The sequence below is a fragment of the Pseudoalteromonas sp. APAL1 genome (genome assembly GCF_021532475.1).
In the GTDB taxonomy this organism is placed as follows: domain Bacteria; phylum Pseudomonadota; class Gammaproteobacteria; order Enterobacterales; family Alteromonadaceae; genus Pseudoalteromonas; species Pseudoalteromonas lipolytica_C.
In genome coordinates, this window is sequence record NZ_JAKGAW010000044.1 from 1 (window position 1) to 23641 (window position 23641).

Annotated in this window: 19 protein-coding genes; 10 read left to right on the top strand and 9 right to left on the bottom strand. The window is 40.4% G+C overall.

All coding sequences use genetic code 11. The features are described from left to right. Positions 1–171: 171 nt before the first annotated feature. The 7 genes from L1264_RS17280 to dnaA all read right to left on the bottom strand — a co-directional run bounded on the left by L1264_RS17280 (position 172) and on the right by dnaA (position 9857). Positions 172–621 (bottom strand): hypothetical protein, encoded by a 450-nt coding sequence (locus L1264_RS17280; protein ID WP_199526832.1) that lies wholly within the window; start codon positions 619–621, stop codon positions 172–174. 61 nt (positions 622–682) lie between these two features. Continuing rightward, positions 683–2752: a glycine--tRNA ligase subunit beta gene (gene glyS, locus L1264_RS17285; protein ID WP_199526833.1), complete on the bottom strand. Its 2070-nt coding sequence runs from the start codon at positions 2750–2752 to the stop codon at positions 683–685. A gap of 8 nt (positions 2753–2760) precedes the next feature. Next, a complete protein-coding gene (glyQ, locus tag L1264_RS17290; RefSeq protein ID WP_054554789.1) occupies positions 2761–3660 on the bottom strand; it encodes a glycine--tRNA ligase subunit alpha in 900 nt (299 codons plus the stop codon). Between the two features lie 143 nt (positions 3661–3803). Further along, positions 3804–6230: a DNA topoisomerase (ATP-hydrolyzing) subunit B gene (gene gyrB, locus L1264_RS17295; RefSeq protein ID WP_235404295.1), complete on the bottom strand. Its 2427-nt coding sequence runs from the start codon at positions 6228–6230 to the stop codon at positions 3804–3806. A 12-nt stretch (positions 6231–6242) separates the two neighbouring features. Then, positions 6243–7337 (bottom strand): DNA replication/repair protein RecF, encoded by a 1095-nt coding sequence (recF, locus tag L1264_RS17300; RefSeq protein ID WP_199526835.1) that lies wholly within the window; start codon positions 7335–7337, stop codon positions 6243–6245. 5 nt (positions 7338–7342) lie between these two features. Then, entirely contained in the window at positions 7343–8446 is a 1104-nt protein-coding gene (gene dnaN / locus L1264_RS17305) for a DNA polymerase III subunit beta (RefSeq protein WP_199526836.1), read from the bottom strand. 13 nt (positions 8447–8459) lie between these two features. Beyond that, on the bottom strand, positions 8460–9857 hold the full coding sequence (dnaA, locus tag L1264_RS17310; protein WP_235404297.1) for a chromosomal replication initiator protein DnaA: 1398 nt from the start codon (positions 9855–9857) through the stop codon (positions 8460–8462). Between the two features lie 506 nt (positions 9858–10363). Between dnaA and rpmH the strand changes: the two genes are divergently transcribed. The 4 genes from rpmH (at position 10364) to yidC (ending at position 12969) form a co-directional block, all read left to right on the top strand. Then, the gene (gene rpmH / locus L1264_RS17315) at positions 10364–10498 is read left to right on the top strand and encodes a 50S ribosomal protein L34 (RefSeq protein WP_008488847.1); all 135 of its coding nucleotides are present in this window, start codon (positions 10364–10366) and stop codon (positions 10496–10498) included. 7 nt (positions 10499–10505) lie between these two features. Beyond that, complete coding sequence (rnpA, locus tag L1264_RS17320; protein ID WP_138557625.1) at positions 10506–10928, top strand: ribonuclease P protein component; 423 nt, start codon at positions 10506–10508, stop codon at positions 10926–10928. 128 nt (positions 10929–11056) lie between these two features. Next, positions 11057–11329, top strand: a complete 273-nt coding sequence (gene yidD / locus L1264_RS17325) for a membrane protein insertion efficiency factor YidD (RefSeq protein ID WP_054563758.1) — start codon at positions 11057–11059, stop codon at positions 11327–11329. A gap of 8 nt (positions 11330–11337) precedes the next feature. After that, positions 11338–12969 carry a membrane protein insertase YidC gene (gene yidC, locus L1264_RS17330; protein WP_199526838.1) on the top strand — a complete coding sequence of 544 codons (1632 nt, stop codon included), beginning with the start codon at positions 11338–11340 and terminating at the stop codon, positions 12967–12969. 56 nt (positions 12970–13025) lie between these two features. Here yidC and L1264_RS17335 read toward each other — a convergent pair whose 3' ends face one another. Then, positions 13026–14231, bottom strand: a complete 1206-nt coding sequence (locus L1264_RS17335) for a PepSY-associated TM helix domain-containing protein (protein WP_235404298.1) — start codon at positions 14229–14231, stop codon at positions 13026–13028. A 9-nt stretch (positions 14232–14240) separates the two neighbouring features. Then, positions 14241–16385 (bottom strand): TonB-dependent siderophore receptor, encoded by a 2145-nt coding sequence (locus L1264_RS17340; protein WP_199526840.1) that lies wholly within the window; start codon positions 16383–16385, stop codon positions 14241–14243. A 209-nt stretch (positions 16386–16594) separates the two neighbouring features. Between L1264_RS17340 and mnmE the strand changes: the two genes are divergently transcribed. From mnmE to L1264_RS17370, 6 genes are all read left to right on the top strand, one after another. Beyond that, positions 16595–17959 (top strand): tRNA uridine-5-carboxymethylaminomethyl(34) synthesis GTPase MnmE, encoded by a 1365-nt coding sequence (gene mnmE, locus L1264_RS17345; protein WP_199526841.1) that lies wholly within the window; start codon positions 16595–16597, stop codon positions 17957–17959. A 145-nt stretch (positions 17960–18104) separates the two neighbouring features. Then, on the top strand, positions 18105–18845 hold the full coding sequence (locus tag L1264_RS17350; RefSeq protein ID WP_199526842.1) for an isocitrate lyase/PEP mutase family protein: 741 nt from the start codon (positions 18105–18107) through the stop codon (positions 18843–18845). 586 nt (positions 18846–19431) lie between these two features. Continuing rightward, positions 19432–19881: an FMN-binding protein MioC gene (gene mioC, locus L1264_RS17355; protein WP_199526843.1), complete on the top strand. Its 450-nt coding sequence runs from the start codon at positions 19432–19434 to the stop codon at positions 19879–19881. Positions 19882–20309: 428 nt separating this feature from the next. Then, positions 20310–22199 (top strand): tRNA uridine-5-carboxymethylaminomethyl(34) synthesis enzyme MnmG, encoded by a 1890-nt coding sequence (gene mnmG, locus L1264_RS17360; RefSeq protein ID WP_138557631.1) that lies wholly within the window; start codon positions 20310–20312, stop codon positions 22197–22199. A 15-nt stretch (positions 22200–22214) separates the two neighbouring features. Further along, complete coding sequence (gene rsmG / locus L1264_RS17365; protein ID WP_135923077.1) at positions 22215–22835, top strand: 16S rRNA (guanine(527)-N(7))-methyltransferase RsmG; 621 nt, start codon at positions 22215–22217, stop codon at positions 22833–22835. A gap of 13 nt (positions 22836–22848) precedes the next feature. Further along, positions 22849–23634 carry a ParA family protein gene (locus tag L1264_RS17370; RefSeq protein ID WP_063701404.1) on the top strand — a complete coding sequence of 262 codons (786 nt, stop codon included), beginning with the start codon at positions 22849–22851 and terminating at the stop codon, positions 23632–23634. The last annotated feature ends 7 nt before the right edge of the window (positions 23635–23641 follow it).

Sequence of the window (23641 nt, forward strand, 5' to 3'; positions counted from 1 at the left end):
CGAGGTTCGAGTTTCGAGTTTCGAGTTTCGAGTTTCGAGTTTCGAGTTTCGAGTTTCGAGTTTCGAGTTTCGAGTTTCGAGTTAATCAATTAAAATTAAAAGTGAGCATTTATCAATATTAAACGCTCACTCGATCCGATCGGCTTAAAACTGACAGCTGAAAGCTTATAGCTATTTCTTCGTTACTGTCACTTTTGGTTGATTACTATTGCGGTAATCAAAGCTCACTACATACACACCTTTTGCAGCGGGTTTAAAGCTGAAATAATTATAGATGGTATTACAGTCAGCATTAGCAGCTTGGCCTAGAACCAATGATTGCCCTGCTGGGTCCATATCACTGTAACCACAGTTGTAGCCTTCACTAAAGTCAGCATCCGCTACTTTGAATTCATACACCTTACCAGGTGTTGAAAATTTTACTTCGGTTTGGAATATACCCGGTGCAACTTGCTCTAATTGATACTGAGGCTCAGCATCCCATAGAGTAAAGTCACCACGTAAATACATAGTACGGTCGAGGTCTTTGCTTGGCAGAATATCGTCAATGCTTGGCATTTGCATTTGGCTAGAACAGGCAGTTAATAAGCCTGCTAATGCTAAAGTAATTATACGTTTCATTACTGTTCCTTATGCTACAAAAAAGCCAGCACTGAGCTGGCTTTTATTAATTGGCTACTGCTTACTTCTGAAGTACAGAAATATCAGCAATATCTAAAAACAGACGGCTTAGTTGGCTTAATAATGCTAAACGGTTTTGTTTAACCGCTTCGTCATCGGCCATTACCATGACGTTATCGAAGAAGTTATCAACACTCTCACGGATACCCGCAAGTTGTGACAATGCTTCTTGGTAATCGCCATTGGCATATAAAGGCGCAAGCTCAGTTGCAAACTTAGCAACGAGTGACGCTAATACTTTTTCTGCGTCATCGCTTAATAGGCTCTCATTTACATCACCTTGTGTTGTGATGTCATTTTTAGCCAAGATATTGCTTACACGTTTATTTGCTGCTGCAAGCGCTTCTGCTGCGTCTAACGTACGGAAGTGACTTACCGCTTTAACACGACGATCAAAATCAACTGGTTTAGTTGGACGACGTGCTAGTACAGCTTGGATCACATCAACTTCGATACCTTCATCTTGATACCATGCGCGGAAACGACCTAGCATAAACTCAAACACATCTGTTGATACGTTTAGGTTAGTTAGCTTTTCACCGAATAGCGTTTGTGACTTAGCAACAAGGTCTAAGATATCTAGCGGTAATGATTTTTCAACCATGATGCGTAATGCACCAATTGCTGCACGGCGAAGTGCAAATGGGTCTTTGTCACCTTTTGGCGCTTGACCAATACCGAAAATACCCACCAGCGTATCAAACTTATCAGCAATAGCGACAGCACAGCTGATCACATTTGTTGGTAAGTTATCACCCGCGAAGCGAGGCATATATTGTTCATTTTGCGCGAGTGCAACTTCTTCAGCTTCACCGTCGTGACGCGCGTAATGCATACCCATTACACCTTGTACGTCGGTAAATTCCATGACCATTTCGGTCATTAAGTCTGTTTTACTTAACAGGCCTGCACGCTTAGCAAGCTCGGCATCGGCACCTAATTGCTCAGCAATGTAACCTGCAAGCTCACTAATACGCTCAGATTTATCTTTCAGCGTACCAAGTTGCTTTTGGAATAAAACAGTATCTAGCGACTCTAAACGGCTTTCTAGCGTTTTCTTCTTATCTGTTTCGTAAAAGAACTGTGCATCGGCTAAACGAGGACGAACAACTTTTTCGTTACCCGCAATTACTACGCTTGGATCTTTACTTTCGATATTAGAAACAAATAGGAACTTGTTTAGTAAGTTGCCATCTTGGTCTAATAACGGGAAGTACTTTTGATCGTCCTTCATAGTATAAATAAGCGCTTCAGAAGGAACGTCTAAGAATGCTTCTTCGAATGTTGCTGTTAGTGTTACAGGCCATTCAACTAACGATGTTACTTCTTCAAGTAAGTCTTCATCCATCGCTACTTTTGCATTTACAGCAGCTGCGGCTGCTTCAATCTGCTCACGAATTTGCTCTTTACGCGCTTCGAAGTCAGCAACAACGTAAGCAGATTTCAGAACATCAAACACATCATCAGCGTGGTTGATTGTTACTTTTTCTGGATGATGGAAACGGTGCCCTTGTAATTGGTTACCAACTTGCTTACCAAGGATCTCACCTTCGATTAGCGTGCTACCAAATAAAATGGTTGCTGTGTGTACAGGACGAATGAATTGCGTTTTACTCGCACCCCAACGCATTGGTTTAGGGATAGGTAATTTAGCAAGTGCCTTGTTTACAGCATCGCTCATAAGCGAAGTTGTTGCTTGACCTTCAACCTGTGCTTTATGTAATAACCAAGCACCTTTATCTGTTTCAATCGTTTCTGCATCGCTTACATCGATACCACAACCACGTGCCCAACCCATTGCTGCTTTAGTTGGGTTTCCATCGGCATCAAAAGCGGCAGCTACTGCAGGACCACGCTTTTCAACTACTTTGTCACTTTGCTTTGCTTCAAGTGCTGTTACACGTAAACCTAAACGACGTGGAGATGCGTACCAGTTAACACCTTGATGTGCTAATTCTAAGCTTGCAAGTTCTGCTGTTAAGTTCTCAGCAAATGACTCAGCAAGTTTACGAAGTGCTTTCGGTGGCAACTCTTCAGTGCCAATTTCTACTAATAAATTTTCTGCTGACATGCTAATTCTTAATCCTTACAAAGCGGGAAACCAAGTGCTTCACGGGCATCATAGTAACTTTGTGCACACGCTTTAGATAAAGCACGAACACGTAAGATATAACGTTGACGTTCTGTTACTGAGATAGCGTGACGAGCGTCTAATAAGTTAAACGCATGTGATGCTTTCATTACTTGCTCATAAGCTGGTAATGGTAAGCCTGCTTCGATTAGCTTTTCACTTTCTTTCTCACAGTGATCAAACTGTGCAAATAAGAACTCAACATCCGCTTGTTCGAAGTTATAAGCTGACTGCTCTACTTCGTTTTGATGGAACACATCACCGTATGTTACACGTCCCATAGGGCCGTCTGCCCATACTAGATCATAGATGCTATCTACGCCCTGTATATACATTGCTAAACGCTCTAGACCATATGTGATTTCACCCGTAACCGGTGAGCACTCTAAGCCACCTACTTGTTGGAAATAAGTGAATTGAGTTACTTCCATACCGTTTAGCCAGATTTCCCAACCTAGACCCCAAGCACCTAATGTAGGTGATTCCCAGTTGTCTTCTACAAAGCGAACTTCGTCAGTTAGCGTATCAATACCTACAGCAGCTAAAGAGCCTAAATAAAGCTCCTGGATGTTCTCTGGTGATGGTTTTAATACTACTTGAAATTGGTAGTAGTGTTGTAATCGGTTCGGGTTTTCACCATAACGACCATCAGTTGGACGGCGGCATGGTTGAACATACGCGCTCGACATTGGCTCTGGGCCAATCGACTTTAAGAACGTTAACGGATGAAATGTCCCTGCTCCCACTTCCATATCCAGTGGTTGAGCAATCACACAGCCTTGCTGTGCCCAATAGTCCTGTAAAGCCAGGATCAAACCTTGAAAGGTTTTAACGTCATATTTTTGCATATTTGGCTTATAGTATCTGGTGCGTTTAGTCTGAAAATTGCTCTCAGTATACCTTGTGTGCAGTAAGGTTTTAAGCAGTTTGTGCTTTTTCAGTAATAAAAAAAGGAGCCATGAGGCTCCTTCTTATGATTATCATTATTTGCTTATACGTCTAGGTTAACTACACGTAGCGCGTTCGTTTCGATGAAATCACGACGAGGCTCAACTTGGTCACCCATTAGTGTCGCAAACAATTGGTCAGCGGCAACAGCATCTTCGATTGTTACTTTCAACATGCGTCGTGCAGCTGGATCCATAGTTGTTTCCCAAAGCTGATCAGGGTTCATTTCACCCAATCCTTTATAGCGTTGGATATAAAGGCCACGCTTCGATTCATTGATTAACCACTCTAATGCATCCACAAAGTTATCAACAGCTAATGTTTTTTCACCACGTTGTATGTAAGCACCTTCTTCAAGTATGTTAGCAATGTTTACGCCCGTTGCTGCAATGCGTTTATAGTCACGCGATGTAATGAAGTCATGGTTTAGTACATGAGCTTTATCCACACCATGCTGACGAATATTCACAACAGGATAATACATGTTGCGCTCAGTATCGTGCTCAGTGCCGGCGTGGAAGATAGTTGCTTCTTCATCACGTGCAATTAAGTCGTCAACAAGGGTTTTAGTCCACTCTTTAACTTTTGCTTCATCAGCTAAATCAGCTTCGGTAATTTCGCTTTGATAGATTAAACGTTCCATAACCGAATTTGGATATTTACGTTTTAAGCGCTCAATAACTTTAACTGTATTTTGATAATCGTGAACGATTCTTTCTAAATCTTCGCCTTCAAGTGCAGATGCACCTTCGCTTGTATAAAGAGCAGCATTATTCAGAGCTAATGACGTTAAGTAATCAACAAGTGCTGGATCATCTTTAATGTAGCGTTCTTGCTTACCTTTTTTCACTTTATAAAGTGGTGGTTGCGCAATATAGATAAAGCCTTTTTCTACAATCTCTGGCATTTGACGATAGAAGAAAGTTAGCAATAATGTACGAATGTGAGAACCATCCACGTCCGCATCGGTCATGATAATGATACGATGATAACGAAGTTTTTCTGGGTCATATTCATCACGACCAATACCACAACCTAGCGCTGTGATTAATGTTGCTACTTCTTGAGAAGAAAGCATCTTATCAAAGCGTGCTTTTTCAACGTTAAGAATCTTACCTTTTAGTGGCAAGATAGCTTGGTTTTTACGGTTACGACCCTGCTTAGCTGAACCACCTGCAGAGTCACCCTCCACTATGTATAGTTCTGATAAAGCTGGATCTTTTTCTTGGCAGTCCGCCAGTTTACCTGGTAAACCCGCTAAATCCATTGCACCTTTACGGCGTGTCATTTCACGTGCTTTACGCGCTGCTTCACGAGCACGTGCTGCATCAATGATTTTACCTACAACCGTTTTAGCATCAACAGGGTTTTCTAATAAGAACTCTGTTAGTTTTTCTGCCATCGCTTGTTCTACAGCAGACTTAACTTCACTTGATACTAGTTTATCTTTGGTTTGTGATGAGAACTTAGGATCAGGAACTTTAACACTTACAACGGCAGTTAAGCCTTCACGAGCATCATCACCCGTTGCGTTGCTGGTTGTTTTCGCTTTTTTGTTAAAGCCTTCTTTTTCCATGTAGTTATTTAGCGTACGCGTTAATGCCGCTCTAAAGCCAGCTAAGTGCGTACCACCATCACGTTGTGGAATGTTGTTTGTGAAACAGTAAATGCTTTCTTGGAAACCATCGTTCCACTGCATTGAAACTTCTACACTAATACCGTCTTCTTCACGCTCATGGGTAAAGTGGAAAACACTTTTATGTACAGGTGTTTTATTACGGTTTAGATATTCTACGAACGCTTGAATACCACCTTCGTATTTAAAGTGATCTGTTTTAGTTTCTTCACGCTCATCAGTAAGAATGATACTTACACCTGAGTTTAAGAAAGAAAGCTCACGTAAGCGCTTAGCTAAAATGTCGTAGTGGAAATTTAGGTCAGTAAACGTTTCACCGCTAGGCCAAAAACGTAACTCAGTACCTGTGTCATTTGCTTCACCAATCACAGCTAATGGTGCATCTGGCACACCCATAGTGTAAGTTTGTTGGTGAATTTTTCCTTCACGACGAATAGTTAGTTGTAGTTTTTCAGAAAGTGCATTTACTACTGATACACCTACACCGTGTAAGCCACCAGATACTTTATATGAGTTATCATCAAACTTACCACCAGCGTGAAGTACCGTCATAATAACTTCGGCAGCTGATACACCTTCTTCTTCATGAATTGACGTAGGAATACCACGACCGTTATCTCTTACAGAGACAGAACCGTCTAAGTGAATCGTTACAAAAATATCATCACAATGACCAGCTAAGGCTTCATCGATAGAGTTATCAACAACCTCAAACACCATATGGTGTAAGCCTGTACCGTCATCGGTGTCCCCTATATACATTCCTGGACGCTTTCTTACTGCGTCTAATCCTTTTAGTACTTTAATACTCGACGAATCGTAATTCTCAGACATGGTTAATCCCACTTATCTTGTTATTAGGTTGCCATGTTTCACGTGGAACATTTTTAGTTCTCGTTGCATGGGTTCCACCACAGCAGAAATACTTTCAGATAAAATCGATGAGATAAAAAGTTGTGAATCGCAGTGTGTCAAAAGTTGACCCACTTTTTCTTTTGTATCTTCACCTAACTCTGAAGGTAAGTCATCTATTAGCAATATAGATTGCTTATTAGTTTCTGACTCAATTAAGCTATTTTGCGTCACTTTTAACGCATAAAGCAATAGCTTCAATTGACCGCGCGAAAATGTATTTTCTACGCTATTACCAGAAACGCTAAAACTAAAATCAGCTTTATGCGGGCCTTTACTTGTGAAACCTTGCTTGGCATCACGCTCAAAGCTTTGCTCAAGAGCTTCTGAGAGCATTTCACTCTCTTTCCAACCCGCATTGAAGTTAATTTGTAAATCGCTTACTAGCGTTAATTCTGCACACATTTTATCAAAAAATTGCTGCTTAAACCTACTTATATACGCGATTCTTAGATTATTTATTTGTTCAGCTAGTCTAACAAATTCTTTATCCCAAAACTTGATCTGTTGAAAATAATCTCGTGGCTTACTCTTTAGTAATGCATTGCGTTGCTTTAGTACTTTGTTAAAAGATTGCCACAAATAAAAGAAGTCATGTTCCACGTGGAACAATCCCAAATCGAGAAATTTTCTACGCTCTTTTGGGCCACCAAAAAACAAAGAATAACTTTCTGGCGTAATAACTTGAACAGGCATTAGTTGAGCCAATTCAGATATTTTACGGCTCGTTTTACCTTGAATTTTTAAAGATGTTTCACCCGCTTGGTTTTTGCTTATACCAATGGGAATAGACAAATCATGTAATGCTTTACGACCGTGGATCACAAACTTGTCTTGTTGATGCTGAATGATATTTTTGTGCTTGGCGGTACGAAATGATTTACCGTGAGAAAGGAAATAAATAGCCTCAAGGAGACTGGTTTTTCCGCTGCCATTCTCGCCGTAAATAATATTAATCCCATTTACTGGCTCGAGTGTCAGCGCCTCAATATTCCGAAAATTATTGAGGCTTAAATGACTTAAACTCATAAAGTCTATAAACGCATCGGCATAACAACATACATTGCTTCTTCGTCACCAGCACCTTCTATTAATGCACTACTATTTGAATCAGCAAGTGTAAAAGTAACATCTTCTGTTTTTAAGGTATTTAAAACATCAAGAACATATGAAACGTTAAAACCAATTTCTAGCTCACCGCCTTGATACATTACTTCAACTACTTCCTCAGCTTGTTCTTGCTCAGGGTTGTTTGCCGTAATCTTTAATAAACCTTCAGACAGATTTAAACGTACACCACGAAATTTTTCATTTGATAAAATAGACACACGTTGGAAAGCACTGCGTAACCACTCACGATTAGCAGTAATCACTTTGTCACCACCACGCGGCAATACACGACGATAGTCAGGAAAACGACCATCAACAAGTTTACTGGTAAATGTGAACTCTGTATCAATAATACGAATATGGTTAGCACCAAATTGAATGGTTACTAACTCATCATCAGCTACCATTAGGCGCATAATTTCTTGCACACCCTTTCGTGGAATAATTAGCTGACGTTGTGTATTCAAAGATTGCGGTAATTGCTTTTGTGCAATCGCTAAACGGTGGCCATCTGTAGCAACCGTTTTTATGTCAGTGTTATCAACTTCAAATGACATACCATTTAAGTAATAACGTACGTCTTGATTCGCCATAGAAAAATGTGTGCTTTCAAGAAGCTTACGTAATTCTAAACGCGTTAGTTGAAACTCAACTTCACCATCCCACTGCTCAAGATTAGGAAAGTCTTCTGCGGCAAGAGTTGTTAAAGAAAAGCGGCTTTTACCACTGGTTAGTAGCAATTGGTGATCTTGGCTACTTAAAGTAAGGTCTGAGCCATCAGGTAAACTTTTACAAATATCGAGTAACTTTTTTGCCGGCAAGGTTAATTTTGTATCAGATGTGTCTTCACCAACAAACACACTCGCCACTAACTCAATTTCAAGATCGGTACCCGTCATCGAAAGTTGCCCGTTTTCTACAACTAACAGTACGTTCGATAAAATCGGTAAGGTGTGCTTACGCTCAATCGCACCAGACACTTGAACTAAAGGTTTTAAAAATTGCTCTCTTGATATTGTTATTTGCATAATAAAGTCGGCCTTAAGATGACAAGGTTCTTATTAAGTTTTGATAATCTTCTTTCACTTCGTGGCTTTCGTCACGGAGTGATTTAACTTTACGACAAGCGTGTAATACAGTTGTGTGATCACGACCACCAAAGGCGTCGCCAATCTCAGGTAAACTGTGATTTGTAAGTTCTTTTGATAATGCCATGGCCACTTGACGTGGTCTTGCTATTGAACGGCTACGACGTTTAGATAGTAAATCTGATACACGAATACGGTAATACTCCGCAACAGTGCGTTGAATATTATCTATCGTTACCAGTTTATCTTGCAGCGCAAGTAAGTCACGTAGCGCTTCTTTTACAAAGTCGATTGAAATCGGACGACCAGTAAAGTTTGCATTAGCAATAACGCGGTTTAACGCCCCTTCTAATTCACGCACATTTGAGCGTAATTTTTTCGCGATAAAAAAGGCAACTTCGTGAGGTAAATTGATTTTACTTTGCTGCGCTTTTTTCATCAAAATAGCAACCCGCGTTTCAAGTTCTGGCGGCTCAATAGCAATTGTTAAGCCCCAACCAAAACGTGATTTAAGGCGATCTTCAACCCCTTCTATCTCTTTAGGATAGCGGTCTGAAGTTAAGATAATTTGTTGATTTCCTTCAAGTAAAGCATTGAAGGTATGAAAGAACTCTTCTTGTGAGCGTTCTTTATTAGCGAAAAATTGAATGTCATCGATCATCAATGCATCAACACTTCGGTAATAACGTTTAAATTCTTCTATGGCATTATTTTGTAGCGCTTTAACCATGTCTTGCACAAATCGCTCTGAGTGCATATAAACAATTTTCGCGTCTGGCTTATTAGCCATAATACCGTTGCCAACAGCATGTAATAAGTGAGTTTTACCTAAGCCAGTACCACCGTATATAAATACAGGGTTAAATGCAGAACCTGGGTTATCTGCAACTTGAGTCGCTGCGGCTTTTGCTAATTGATTTGATTTACCTTCAACAAAGCTATCAAAGGTATAATTTTCTTTAATGTTTGATTTATAGCCTGATTTTGGTGCAGGTTCGACCGCTGCTTTTTCAGGTTTTGGCTGTTGCTTTTCAGCAGCTTGTTGTGGAACAGATGCGCTTGCTTCTGTTGCAGCCGGTGCGGATGCCGCTTGGGCATTTAAAATTGGTTTACTACCTACATCAAAACGAAGTTCAGGCGCTTCATCACCACAAATTTCAACGAGTAGTTCATTAATACGGTTTAAGTACTTTTCTCTCACCCAATCTAAAACAAAACGGTTAGGTGCATATATAGTCAACGTATCTTCGGTACTTTCTGCTTGAAGTGGTCTTACCCACATACTGAACTGCTGTGAAGGCAATTCATCTTGCAATACATATAAACAACTTTGCCAAACCGACAGATACACTATTAAACTCCCAGAGATTTAATTATTATTCCCGTTCATCTTTAATGATGGAAAATCAAACATTTATTGCTAATATTTGACCAATATTTCTGGCCAAGACCGACTATTATGAAGGTACTTTATCCACAAGTACAAGATTGATTTTTATTTAAAATATGATCTCGCACAAAGAAAATACTAAACTATTGATTATTATGTAAAATATTTTTTAACTCCGAATAGTGATCATAGCAAATTAAGGGGCAGATCGCGATCAAATTCTACGATCGAATTCGCTTTTCCCAAGCTTTTATTCACTTTTTATACAGAGGCTGTGGAAAACTTCTTATTTATGATGATCCTATATGATCACAAAATAAGATCCTTTATAATTACGGCCTCTGCAGCGTTTTAGTGATTGACTTTTGTTGTCTTCATCTATAATATCTCGCGCTCGCAATGGCACCTGTGCCAGGATCGCGACCTGCATAGGATGTTTTAACCTTAACCGATCGGATGGAATTGTTATGAAAAGAACTTTTCAACCTAGCGTTTTAAAACGCAAACGTACACACGGTTTCCGTGCTCGTATGGCAACAGCAAATGGCCGTAAAGTATTAGCTCGTCGTCGTGCTAAAGGCCGTAAAGTTCTTTCTGCTTAATATATAAGTGGAAGACTTTAGCTTCAGCAGGGAGTTACGTCTGTTAACTCCCTCGCATTACTCTCGAATCTTTAATGAACCAGCACGCGCTGCGACTCCTTTCTTTACCCTATTAGCTAAACGCAATGACCAAACTAATCCTCGATTAGGTCTTACGGTCGCCAAAAAACGCGTTAAAAAAGCCTGTCAACGTAATCGAATTAAACGACTTGCTCGCGAAAGTTTCCGTTTAAATCAACATAAACTCGATAACATTGATATTGTGCTTATGGTTAAAAGTGGTATAGATGAACAGTCAAACGAAGAGCTGACAAAACAACTGAATAAATTGTGGCGAAAAATAAATGAGCGCTGCAAGCCAGGTGCGCCAAAACCACCACCATTCAAAAAACGCCCCAAGAAATCAGCTAATTCTAATAATCAAGCTTGATAGCAATAGAATTACAGGCTTAATTAAGGTATCTTTAGCTCACCTTTTAATCATGCATTTAAAATTCTTCGCTAGGAATTTAAATTCATGGTATCCATTGACTAAATTAACGCAGGGGCTGACACATCATGAGGTTACTTAAACCACTTGTTGCTATTCCAAAGCGCTGTTTAGTCATGTTAATTCGAGGCTATCAAAAATGGATAAGCCCGTTATTAGGCCCGCATTGTCGTTTTAATCCAACTTGCTCTAGTTACGCAATTCAAGCAATTAATTTGCACGGAAGTGTAAAAGGCAGTTGGTTAGCTGTTAAACGCATATTAAAATGCCATCCTTTACATGCTGGTGGGGATGATCCCGTACCGGCAAAAAATCATATTAACCACCAACACGAGAAATAAGAGCTGTTATGGAATCGCAACGCACGTTTTTATTAATCGGCTTGATGCTTGTGTCGTTTTTATTATTCCAAGAATGGAATAACGACTACAATGCACCAAAAGCTGATCCAAGTGCCACAACACAAACACTAGGCGCAACTACACCAGAATCTGATGACTTTATTCCAGCATCATCTGACGGTGAAGTACCAACTGCTACTACAGCAAAGCGCTCAGTTATCGATGTAACAACTGATGTATTCACTGTTAAAATTGACACCCGTGGTGGTGACATTATTGAAGCAGACCTACTTCAGTACGAAGAGACAAAAGGCAGTGATACTCCTTACATGCTACTTGGTGTGTTTGACGGTAAACAATACTTCTCACAAAGTGGCTTAATTGGTTTAAATGGCCCAGATGCGACTGTTGAGGGCCGTCCGGTTTATAAAGCCACACAAAAAGCATTTACTTTAAATGGTGATGAACTGCGTGTACCACTTGAGTTTACCGACAGCAAAGGTGTGACGTTTACTAAAACCTATATCTTCAAAAAAGGCAACTACGCTGTAGGTTTAGAGTACACAGTAAACAACGTAACAGCTGATCCAATTCAAGTTCAGTTATACACGCAAGTAAAACGCACAGTACAAGAAAAAGGTAGCTTAGTAGATCAAAACTACTTAGGTGCAGCATACGGTACTGAAGAAGAGCCATACGAAAAGTATAGCTTCTCAGATATGGCTGATAAAAACCTTAACATCACCACAGCTGGTGGCTACATTGCATTTATTCAACACTACTTTGTAAGTGCATGGGTACCTAAGCAAGATCAACAAAATACCCTTTACAGCAAGTTAGTAGCTGGTAATGCGGCAATTATTGGTACTAAGGGTGAAGCAGTTAACGTACAAGCAGGTACGCAAGCGACACTTACTTCTACTTACTACATGGGCCCGAAAGAGTCTGATGTACTAGAAGCGATTCACCCAGACTTAGACCTAACTGTAGACTATGGTTGGTTGTGGTTTATCTCACAACCATTATTCGTACTACTTAAGTGGTTACACAGCATCCTAGGTAACTGGGGTCTAGCTATCATTGCAATCACGGTTATCGTTAAAACAGCAATGTACCCGCTTACTAAAGCACAATACACGTCAATGGCGAAGATGCGTGCCTTACAGCCTAAAATGGCTGCACTAAAAGAGAAGTATGGTGATGACCGTCAAAAATTCGGTCAAGCGATGATGGAAATGTACCGCAAAGAAAAAGTGAACCCTATGGGTGGCTGTTTCCCACTGTTACTACAAATGCCAATCTTCTTAGCATTATTCTACGTATTCTTAGAATCAACTGAGCTACGTCATGCTGAATTCATTTTATGGTTAAATGACTTATCAGCAATGGACCCATACTACGTATTACCGGTTTTATTTGGTTTAAGTATGTTCATCACTCAAAAGCTGCAACCTATGACAGTTACTGATCCTATGCAGCAAAAAATGATGACCTTTATGCCAGTAGTATTCTCAATTTTCTTCTTATGGTTCCCATCTGGCCTAGTACTTTACTGGTTAGTATCGAACCTTATCTCAATCGCACAGATGCTAATCATCTACCGCGGTATGGAGAAAAAAGGTATTAAGGTAAGAGGCTAACTCTTAACCTAACAAAAAAGGCGCTAATTAGCGCCTTTTTTAATACCTGAAATAATTTAACCGAGGATAGGAGAATAAACCTGATTAGGCACACTACGCTCAATAAAGCTCAAACTTGTTGTTAGTAGCGAAGCAACCACCAAACCGATTGCAATCCCCCCAGATACTCCAAGCCACTTTACAGCTGTTGTTTTACGCTTAACCCTAAGCCAACTCATATAAATGCCAGCAGCACTTATAAAGCTCATCAACGCACCAAACAACCCCCAAATAAGTTTAGTACCAACTCCTGCAAAGTTACCAAAGTGCAGCGGATCAGCGGTATCTGAAATTCGGGCTACAATAGGTAATTGTTCGCCTATTTGTATACCTAGTAACTCACCCGAGCTTGGTTTTAAATAAACACGGTTAGCACGCAGACGCAGTAAAATATCATCGTTATAACCACGCACTTCAATAGGCTGATCCGCTTTATTTGGATAACGAATATAGCGAATATCAAGGCTCGGAAACGCCTGTTGAGCGGCTTCATAAGCTGCAGTTAAGCTAATTGGCGATATATCTTTACGAGGGCTTTGTTTTTTAAACTCACTTACCGCTTGTGGCGCAGAAACAGTATGCGACACTTTAGCTGTTTGCAGCCCATGCTCTACCAGATACCAAACACCTGTAATGGCCATCACTGCGATAAACCATAAACTCCAAAGCCCTAACAGTTTGTGCCAATCAGCCCATCTACTGCGTTTATCAAGACTAAGCGCAGCAGGCTTTTTCATAAAACCTTGCCACCAGCGCCGATACACATAAAAACTCGAAACCAATAAAATAACGAGTAACATACTCAAACTGGTGACGATTAATTTACCCGTCCAGCCCATCGACAAATTCATATGCCAATTACGTAAAAACCGCGATATCCGCGCCCACTCTCCTTCACCAAGTAAGCGGCCCGTTGCAGCATCTAAATAAACAAAACGAAATGAATCACCGACTTTAAGAGCCGCTTCAGTGGCAAGGTAATCTTGTTTATGACGTTGGATATAAAGTAATTGACCCTGTGGATAATGCTTATTTAGGGTGTTTTCGATAGCCTGATAGTTAGTCGAGGCTGAAGAAGATAAAGCACGATACTTAGCGTCTGTTAAGTATTCGAGTTCATGACTTAACGTAGCGAGTGTCCCCGATACGCAGGTAACAAAAAGCAGGACTCCAACAAAGAGTCCTGCCCAGGAATGTAAATTAAACCAACTTTTAGCGTTCACACGCCACCATTAAAAGCTGTATTTAGCACTTAAATAGACACGGCGTGGTTCACCAGGAAAGTGCCCTGTTCGCTCAATAAAGCCACTGCTTGCGTATTCTTTATCAAACAGGTTTTTAACTGATAACTGCCATTGCCAGTTATCAACTGTTGTTTGCCATGCCATATTGTAAATCGTATAAGGTTTAACGCGTTGGCCACCTAAACTAAGCTGTTCATCAACATAATCTAAACCCGCAGAAATAGATGACAATAAGCTAGGTAACTCATAGCGTGTCCAGATACCTAGGGTATTTTGCGGCGCGTTGGCAAATTTATCGCTATCAGGAATTTGGTTACGAATGCTGTCGTTTGCTTTAGTAATACGGGTATCATTATAGGCATAGCTTGCAGTAACCACCCAACGCTCAGTGATGTCACCCACTACTTCGAGTTCAAAACCTTTACTTTGTACTTCACCAACGGCAACTAAGTCATCAACACCATCACCCGCAACATCACCTAATAAGCTAGGTTGAAGAATATTTTCGCGGACAATATCGTACATAGCCATATTAACAGCAAGCGTGTCATCTAATAATTTGGTTCTTAAACCTAACTCATTAATACGGCTAGTCTCTGGCGAGAAAGGGCCACCCTTCGCAGTTTCTTGATCACTGGCACTTTGCGGCACAAACCCAGTGCCATGCAGTGCATAAGGGAAGAACATATTGTTAATGTTATAGCTGGTACCAATACGGTAAGTTAAATCGCTATCAGAAAACTCGGTTTGATTTAACAGATCTTTATCTTCAAAACGGTCATATCTTAAGCCAGCTGTGACGCTCCAATTAGCGGTGATATCGAGCTGATCTTGCAAGTACGCGCCAAAGCGGGTGCTATTCGTTTTCCCAAGCCTTGGTGTAATACTATCAAGATCATAATCATCGGCAGAGGTTAAACCATATTCAGGATCGTTAAGATCAAGACCAGGAACTGGACCACCTTTACTTTGCTGCGTAGCTGTACGGTAAACACTTTCAAAATCATGTTCATACCAGTCACTACCAAACAGTACTTGATGCTGCATGTCGGCAAATGCAAACTCCGCAATCGCATTGGCAGTTAAACTAAAGCCGTTGTTCTCACGTACTTGATCACGAAACTCGCGATGACTCCAATCAACAATTCCATCACCGTTAGTATCTACTAAACCTCTTGGCTCATGGTAGTTTTGCACTTCTTTGTTATCAAAATAGCGTGCCGTGACATCTGTACGCCAAACATCATTAAAATCGTGTTTTAAAGTTGCCTGATAAACATGCGCTTCAACATTTTGAAAGTCTGTTGCCTCGTTATGGTTCCAGCTAATGTCAGTTAGAAAATTGCCATTATCATCAGCAGGGACACCACGTAAACGTGCCCCACCCAACTCCTGCTCTATATAGGTATACTGCGTGGTTAATTCAGTTGCACTATTTATAAGCCACGTATATCCAAGATCAACAATGGTATTATCGCTGCTAGTATTTGCACGGAATGGTTTTTCAGTATCACGGTAGATACCAACACGATAAGCATGGTTATCAAGTGATTCACTCAGCGTTCCAGTGCTTTCTAATGCACCACTGAAGAAATCATCATTACCCACTTCAACTTCAATACTGTGCTCACTGGTGAATTTAGGCTTCTTAGTTACATAGTTAATAATACCGCCCGGATTACCGCTACCATAAATGGCGCCAGCAGGGCCTTTTAAAACCGCAACTTGTTCGATATTAAATAACTGCGGCACAGCAAAACCATTGAAAGGGTCGCCCTTTACGCCATCATATAAAATCTCATCTTGGCGAAAACCACGAAATGTCACGCCGGAATAACTAAAGGCATTAACACCAGCAATATTGCTATAAAGATCGGTAATTTGGCGAGCAGCCTGATCGTTAATCAGCTCCTGCGGCAAAATTTGAATTGACTGAGGTATTTTTTCTAACGGTGTATTAGTACGAGTAGCAAAACTTGACTCAGTTGGTCGATATAAAGAAAACGCACGGCCAACAACTTCTATTTTTTCGATCTCTTTAGAATCATTTTGATCAGTAGAAACTTTAGTTTGAGCATGGGCAACGCCCGAAAAACCAGCAGCAAGTGCAATAAAAACAGCAGAAAGACGCATAATAAAAAAGGACACAATTAAGAATGCGCAACATGATAATGAATATAATTATCATTTGCAATGACGATTTATTATTAATTAAAGCTAAATAAAGTATTACTTACATCAAACTTTTGCTATTTCATTACTCAAACAGCTATTCGCATGAAATTAAGCCATAGGTTACAATAGAGCCAGCATTCATTCTTTTATTGGCATTATTTCATCGCATGATTAATCAAGACACAATTGCAGCACAAGCGACCGCACCAGGACGTGGTGGGGTTGGTATTATTCGCGTCTCTGGCAGCTTAGCTAAAACAGTGGCAGAGCACATTATTGGCCGTTGTCCTAAAACACGTTACGCAGACTATGTGCCATTTAAAAGCTTGAGCGGTGAACAGCTTGACCAAGGTATTGCTATTTACTTCCAAGGGCCAAATTCATTTACCGGCGAAGACGTACTTGAACTACAAGGTCATGGCGGCCCTGTTGTACTTGATATGCTATTAAAAGAAATTAGCCAAATTGACGGTGTACGTTTAGCAAAACCGGGTGAGTTCTCTGAGCGCGCATTTATGAATGACAAGCTTGATTTAACTCAGGCAGAGGCAATTGCCGATTTAATCAATGCAACCAGTGAACAAGCAGCCAAAAGCGCCCTACAATCACTGCAAGGTGAATTTTCTAAACATATCGAAACGCTGGTGGAAAAAGTCATTCACCTACGTATGTATGTAGAAGCCGCGATTGATTTTCCTGATGAAGAAATCGATTTTTTATCAGACGGTAAAGTTTCAGCAGATCTTGATGCCATTATTGAGCAACTCGATAATGTAACTCAGCAAGCTAAACAAGGTAGCATCATGCGTGAAGGTATGCGTGTTGTTATTGCGGGTCGCCCTAACGCTGGTAAATCAAGTCTACTCAATGCATTAGCTGGCCGTGATGCAGCCATCGTTACCGAAATAGCCGGTACAACACGTGATGTATTACGTGAACATATCCACATTGATGGTATGCCACTGCATATTATTGATACCGCAGGCCTACGTGAAAGCCCAGATAAAGTAGAGCAAATAGGTATTGAGCGCGCATGGGACGAAATTAACCAAGCCGATCGCGTACTATTTATGTTAGACGGCACAGATACATCAGCCACTGATCCCCATGATATTTGGCCGGAGTTTATGGCCAAGTTACCAGAGGGAATGGGTGTTACTGTGATCCGTAATAAAGCCGATATTTCCGGCGAAAGTGTCGGTATAGATGAGCATGATCAATATCCTGTGATCCGATTAAGTGCTAAAAATGCTGAAGGTATAGAGTTAGTTCGTACTCACTTAAAGGCATGTATAGGTTTTCAAGGGGCAACTGAAGGTGGCTTTATGGCACGCCGTCGTCACTTAGACGCACTGGACAACGCAGCCTATCATTTAAACACCGGTAAAGAGCAACTAGAGATGCATATTGCTGGTGAGATCTTGGCTGAAGAGTTACGCCTAACTCAACAGTTCTTAAATGAGATAACGGGTGAATTTACTTCTGATGACTTGCTAGGGAAAATCTTTAGTTCGTTCTGTATCGGTAAATAAATTCCGGTCATCAATATTATAAAAAAGAGTCGCAAGGCTCTTTTTTATTTTTAATCCAGTAATCAATTATCGGTTCAGGGCCGAAACTAGCCAGTATTAAACTCAGTTTCAATTAGTCTAGTGATGTCATTAAACGGAGGACATCATGGACAAATATCAACTATTTCACCAATTACACCACCAGCCAACAGGCTTTGTACTTGCTAATGCGTGGGATCTTAGTTCTGCACAATTCATTCAAGCTGCGGGGGCTAAAGCCCTAGCAACAACCAGCTGGGGCATTGCTGCCAGCTTGGGTTTAGCGGATGGTGAAAACATCTCTTTTCAAACTCAATTAGCGCTGGTTAAAAGCTTGACTAAACACATACACATTCCACTCACTGTCGATATAGAGTCAGGCTACAGTAACGATCCGCTGAAAATTAGCCAAAACGTTTTAGCGTTAGCAAGATTAGGGGTTGTAGGCATCAACATTGAAGACTCAAACAAAGACACTAACGCACTGAGATCTATCGAACAGCAATGCACTATTATTAGTGAGATAAAGAAAGTACTTAACGAAAATGGCTTCGGTAGTTTATTTATCAACGCCAGAACCGATACCTTCTTTGTTAGTGATCGCCCTTTTCAAGCAACATTAGAACGCGCAAAAGCCTATCAAAATGCTGGTGCAGATGGTCTATTTGTACCCGGCCTTACAAACATAGAGCAAATAACCAGCTTAACAAACGCGATAGATATGCCACTAAATGTGATGGCAATGAGCAATTTTAACTCAGCAAAAGCGGCTTTCGCTGGTGGCGCTAAACGTTTTTCATTGGGTAATTCGCTCTATGATCTAGTGGGTAATACAATTAAAAGCACCTTAATTCAGCTCGAAAGTTAACTTGGTAAACAAAAAAATCAGATCAAAACAGCTTTTAAGATCGAGTTTGTCTAAAAATGTTATCCACATTTGGGGTATTTTTAGATCTGAAAGCTGATTTGATCATAAAAAATCGCTGATATTTGAGCTCGCTGATGATCAACAGCCATTTTTTATAATTAATTTTCTTAAAAACGGCCTTTATATGTGCTGTTTTAAGTTTTTTTCGATCTATTTTATTGATCACAATTTACAAACCGATCGTTATCAACAAGCGATCTATCCACAAAACGATCACACTCAGCACGACTTACAGATCTAATCAATCTTTCTCTTTGCGACGACTAAAGATCAACAACTTAGCAAAGTTATACAGTTTACAAAATCAAACTTGATCAGAACTTTCCCCAAAATTATTAACAGCTTGATCAAAGGGTTAAACTCGCTAAAAATTTAAAAAAACTATTAAAAACAGCAAATTGTAAAAACAAATAAGTTTAAGCACGTATTTTAACCATAAAAACTTATTCAGATCGTAATTCAACGCTTTACTCACACCCTAAGTTCGTTATCATGTGGCCACTTATTTCTATACATGATCAAACACATGCAATCAGTAAATATCATCGTTGGCAGCCAAATGGGATCGGCAGAGTACGTGGCAGAACAGCTCGCTGAAGCCCTTGAACAACAAGGGATCCAAGTTAAGCTGCATGAGCAGCCGGTATTTGATGATATTGATCAGCAAGACACAATCTGGTTGTTATGCACTTCAACTTATGGCGCCGGAGACTATCCAGATAATTTATTGCCATTTATTGAATCAGTTAACCAACAAGTTGATCTAAAAGAATTAAACTACAGTGTGGTCGGTTTGGGTGACACCAGTTACGACACCTATAACTATGCTGCTCGTAACCTAGATGAGTTATTAGCAAGTAAAGGTGCAACACGCGTGGCAACGCGCTTAGAGCTTAACATTCTTGATGAAGAACTACCCGAGGACACAGCATTAGCTTGGTTGCCAAGCTGGATCGAAGCGGTGGGACTTAATTAAGCCGATCGATGATGATCGTGTTTTAAAAGTTATCAACAATTTACTGATAATTTAGATCGAATTGTGGATAAACACTGATCTAACTGCGATTTTAAGGTAGTTTATCCCTTGGATAAGATCCACTCGATATTGCCCTGTGTATAAATAGGCCTTTTGATCAAAGCTTGTTCCCCGTAAGATCCGATCATATTAACACCTTTAGATCTGCATTAAGATCATGTTTTAAATAGTAAAGCAAACATTATCAACAGATCTAGCCGTTACTAGTAGTAAAAGTAATAAAAGATCTCTTTAAAAGATCCTTTATGTTATTAGAGATCACCCACTTAGATCTTGAGTACTGTTTAATCATTTATCTTCTCTAAATTTCTAGGTAGAATACGCTCCCTTTACAAAGTTTTGCTGGTCGATTAAGTAGGATCCCATAAATGATTTTTCACGAACGTTTTGATGTTATTGTTGTAGGTGGTGGACATGCAGGTACTGAAGCTGCATTAGCATCTGCTCGCATGGGCATGAATACCCTATTGCTAACTCATAATATGGATACCCTTGGTCAAATGTCTTGTAACCCGGCAATTGGCGGTATTGGTAAAGGCCATTTAGTAAAAGAGATCGATGCTCTAGGTGGTGCTATGGCACAAGCAATCGATAAAGGCGGTATTCAATTTCGTACTTTAAACTCATCTAAAGGCCCTGCTGTTCGTGCTACACGTGCGCAAGCTGACCGTGCTTTGTATAAAGCTGCTATCCAACACACTTTACAACATCAAGAAAACTTAAAGATCTTCCAGCAATCATGTGACGATCTGATTGTTGAAGGCGATCGTGTAATGGGTGTGGTAACACAAATGGGTCTTCGTTTTAGTGCCCCATCAGTTGTACTTACTGTAGGTACTTTCTTAGGTGGTCAGATCCATATTGGTTTAGAGAATTTCAAAGGGGGTCGTGCTGGTGATCCACCTTCAATTGCACTTGCAGAGCGCTTACGTGAACTACCATTTCGTGTTGATCGCTTAAAAACAGGCACGCCTCCGCGTATTGATGCACGCACTGTTGATTTTAGCAAGATGCAAGAACAGCCAGGTGATACACCAACGCCGGTATTCTCGTTTATGGGTAAACAGTCAGATCACCCACAGCAGATCCCGTGCTACATCACCTATACAAATGAAAAAACTCATGATGTGATCCGCAACAACCTACATCGTTCACCTATGTATTCAGGTGTTATTGAAGGTATTGGTCCTCGTTACTGCCCTTCAATTGAAGATAAGATCGTACGTTTTGCTGATAAAGACAAACATCAAATCTTTGTTGAACCAGAAGGTTTAACATCATACGAATTATATCCAAATGGTATCTCGACGAGTTTACCGTTTGATGTACAACTTGAAATTGTGCAATCAATCACTGGTTTTGAAAATGCACATATTTGTCGTCCTGGTTACGCAATTGAATATGATTTCTTTGATCCGCGCGATTTGAAACAGTCATTAGAAACTAAGTTTATTAATGGTTTATTCTTCGCAGGCCAAATCAATGGTACAACCGGTTACGAAGAAGCTGGCGCGCAAGGCTTAATTGCTGGTATGAACGCGGCATTACAAGTACAAGGTAAAGAGTCTTGGACACCACGCCGTGATGAAGCATACACAGGTGTACTAATTGATGACCTAGCAACATTAGGTACTAAAGAACCGTACCGTATGTTTACTAGCCGTGCTGAATACCGTTTATTACTTCGTGAAGACAATGCTGATATTCGTTTAACTGCAAAAGGTCGTGAACTTGGTTTAGTTGATGATGCTCGTTGGGCTGCCTTTAACGAAAAAATGGAAATCATCGAAAAAGAAACGCAACGTTTAAAAGAAACGTGGATCCACAAAGATCACGTTGCTGTCGATCAAGTAAATGCGTTATTAAAAACGCCACTGACTCGTGAAGCGAGCCTTGAAGATCTGATCCGCCGTCCTGAAATTCGTTATACCGATTTAATGGCGATCGATGGTTTAGGTTCTGAGTTTGATAACCAAGCTGCACTTGAGCAAGTTGAAATTCATACTAAATACGCAGGTTACATTGCTCGCCAACAAGACGAGATCAATAAGCAATTGCGTCATGAACAAACTGTATTACCAAAAGACTTTGATTATTCAACTGTTTCTGGTTTATCAAATGAGGTTATTGCGAAGCTTACTGATAGTCGTCCAGATACAATTGGCCAAGCATCGCGTATTTCAGGTATCACCCCTGCTGCTATTTCGCTATTATTAGTCTATCTGAAAAAGCAAGGCTTACTGCGCAAGACTGCGTAGTTGGTGAGGAATACAGTGTTACAACAACAATTAACTTCACTGTTAGCGCAAACTGAAATTGCGCTAACAGAAAAACAGCAACAACAACTTGTGCAATATGTTGAATTATTAGACAAGTGGAACAAAGCGTATAATTTAACCTCTGTTCGTTTACCTGAAGAGATGATGGTTAAGCACATTATGGATAGCTTAGTTGTTGCACCACACCTTAAAGGCAAACATTACATCGATGTTGGTACGGGTCCTGGTTTACCGGGTATCGTATTAGCCATCGCCCTACCTGATACACAATTTATTTTGTTAGATAGTTTAGGTAAGCGCGTACGCTTTTTGATGCAGGTAAAACATGCACTTGGCCTTGAAAATGTAACCCCAGTGCAGTCTAGAGTTGAAGAATATCAACCAAGTGTTAAATTAGATGGTGTATTAAGTCGTGCATTCGCCTCTTTACAAGATATGGTTGACTGGTGTGCGCACTTGATTGATCATTCAGGTAAATTTATCGCTTTAAAAGGCGTATTTCCGAGCGAAGAACTAGACTCATTACCTAAAGGTATTAAGTTTGACGAAAAAATCAGCTTGGAAGTACCTGAGTTAGATGCGCAAAGACATCTAATCATTCTATCTAAAGACTAGGGATCAGAGCACTGTGGCAAAAGTCATCGCATTAGCAAACCAAAAAGGTGGTGTTGGTAAAACAACCACCGCTGTGAATCTCGCGGCATCGATGGCCGCGACGAAGCGTAAAGTGTTATTAATCGATCTTGATCCGCAAGGTAACGCAACCATGGGGAGCGGTGTCGATAAATATGGTGATGTTGCGACTATTTACGATTTATTGATTGAAGAGACACCAATCGAAGAAGTCATCAATAAAGAAACCTCTGGTGAGTACCACTTAATTGCTGCTAATGGTGATGTGACTGCCGCTGAAGTTAAATTAATGGAATTGTTTGCTCGCGAAGTACGCTTACGTAATGCGTTAGAAAAAATTCAAGATCAATACGACTTCATTTTTATTGACTGCCCGCCTTCACTAAATATGCTGACTGTGAATGCAATGGCTGCCGCAGATTCAATTTTAGTTCCAATGCAATGTGAGTACTATGCCCTTGAAGGTTTAACGGCGTTAATGGATACCATTACGCAACTTTCTAAGTTAGTAAATCCAGCGTTAACAATTGAAGGGATTTTGCGCACCATGTATGATCCGCGCAATCGCCTTGCAAATGACGTATCTGAACAACTAAAACAACATTTTGGCGATAAAGTATATCGTACCGTTATCCCACGTAATGTCCGTTTAGCAGAAGCGCCGAGCTTTGGTGCCCCTGCCATGTATTATGACCGTGCATCAAGTGGCGCTAAAGCATACTTAGCCCTAGCCGGCGAAATGTTACGTAGAAAAGAGAAAACATCTTCAGCAGTAGCCTAACTTCGAG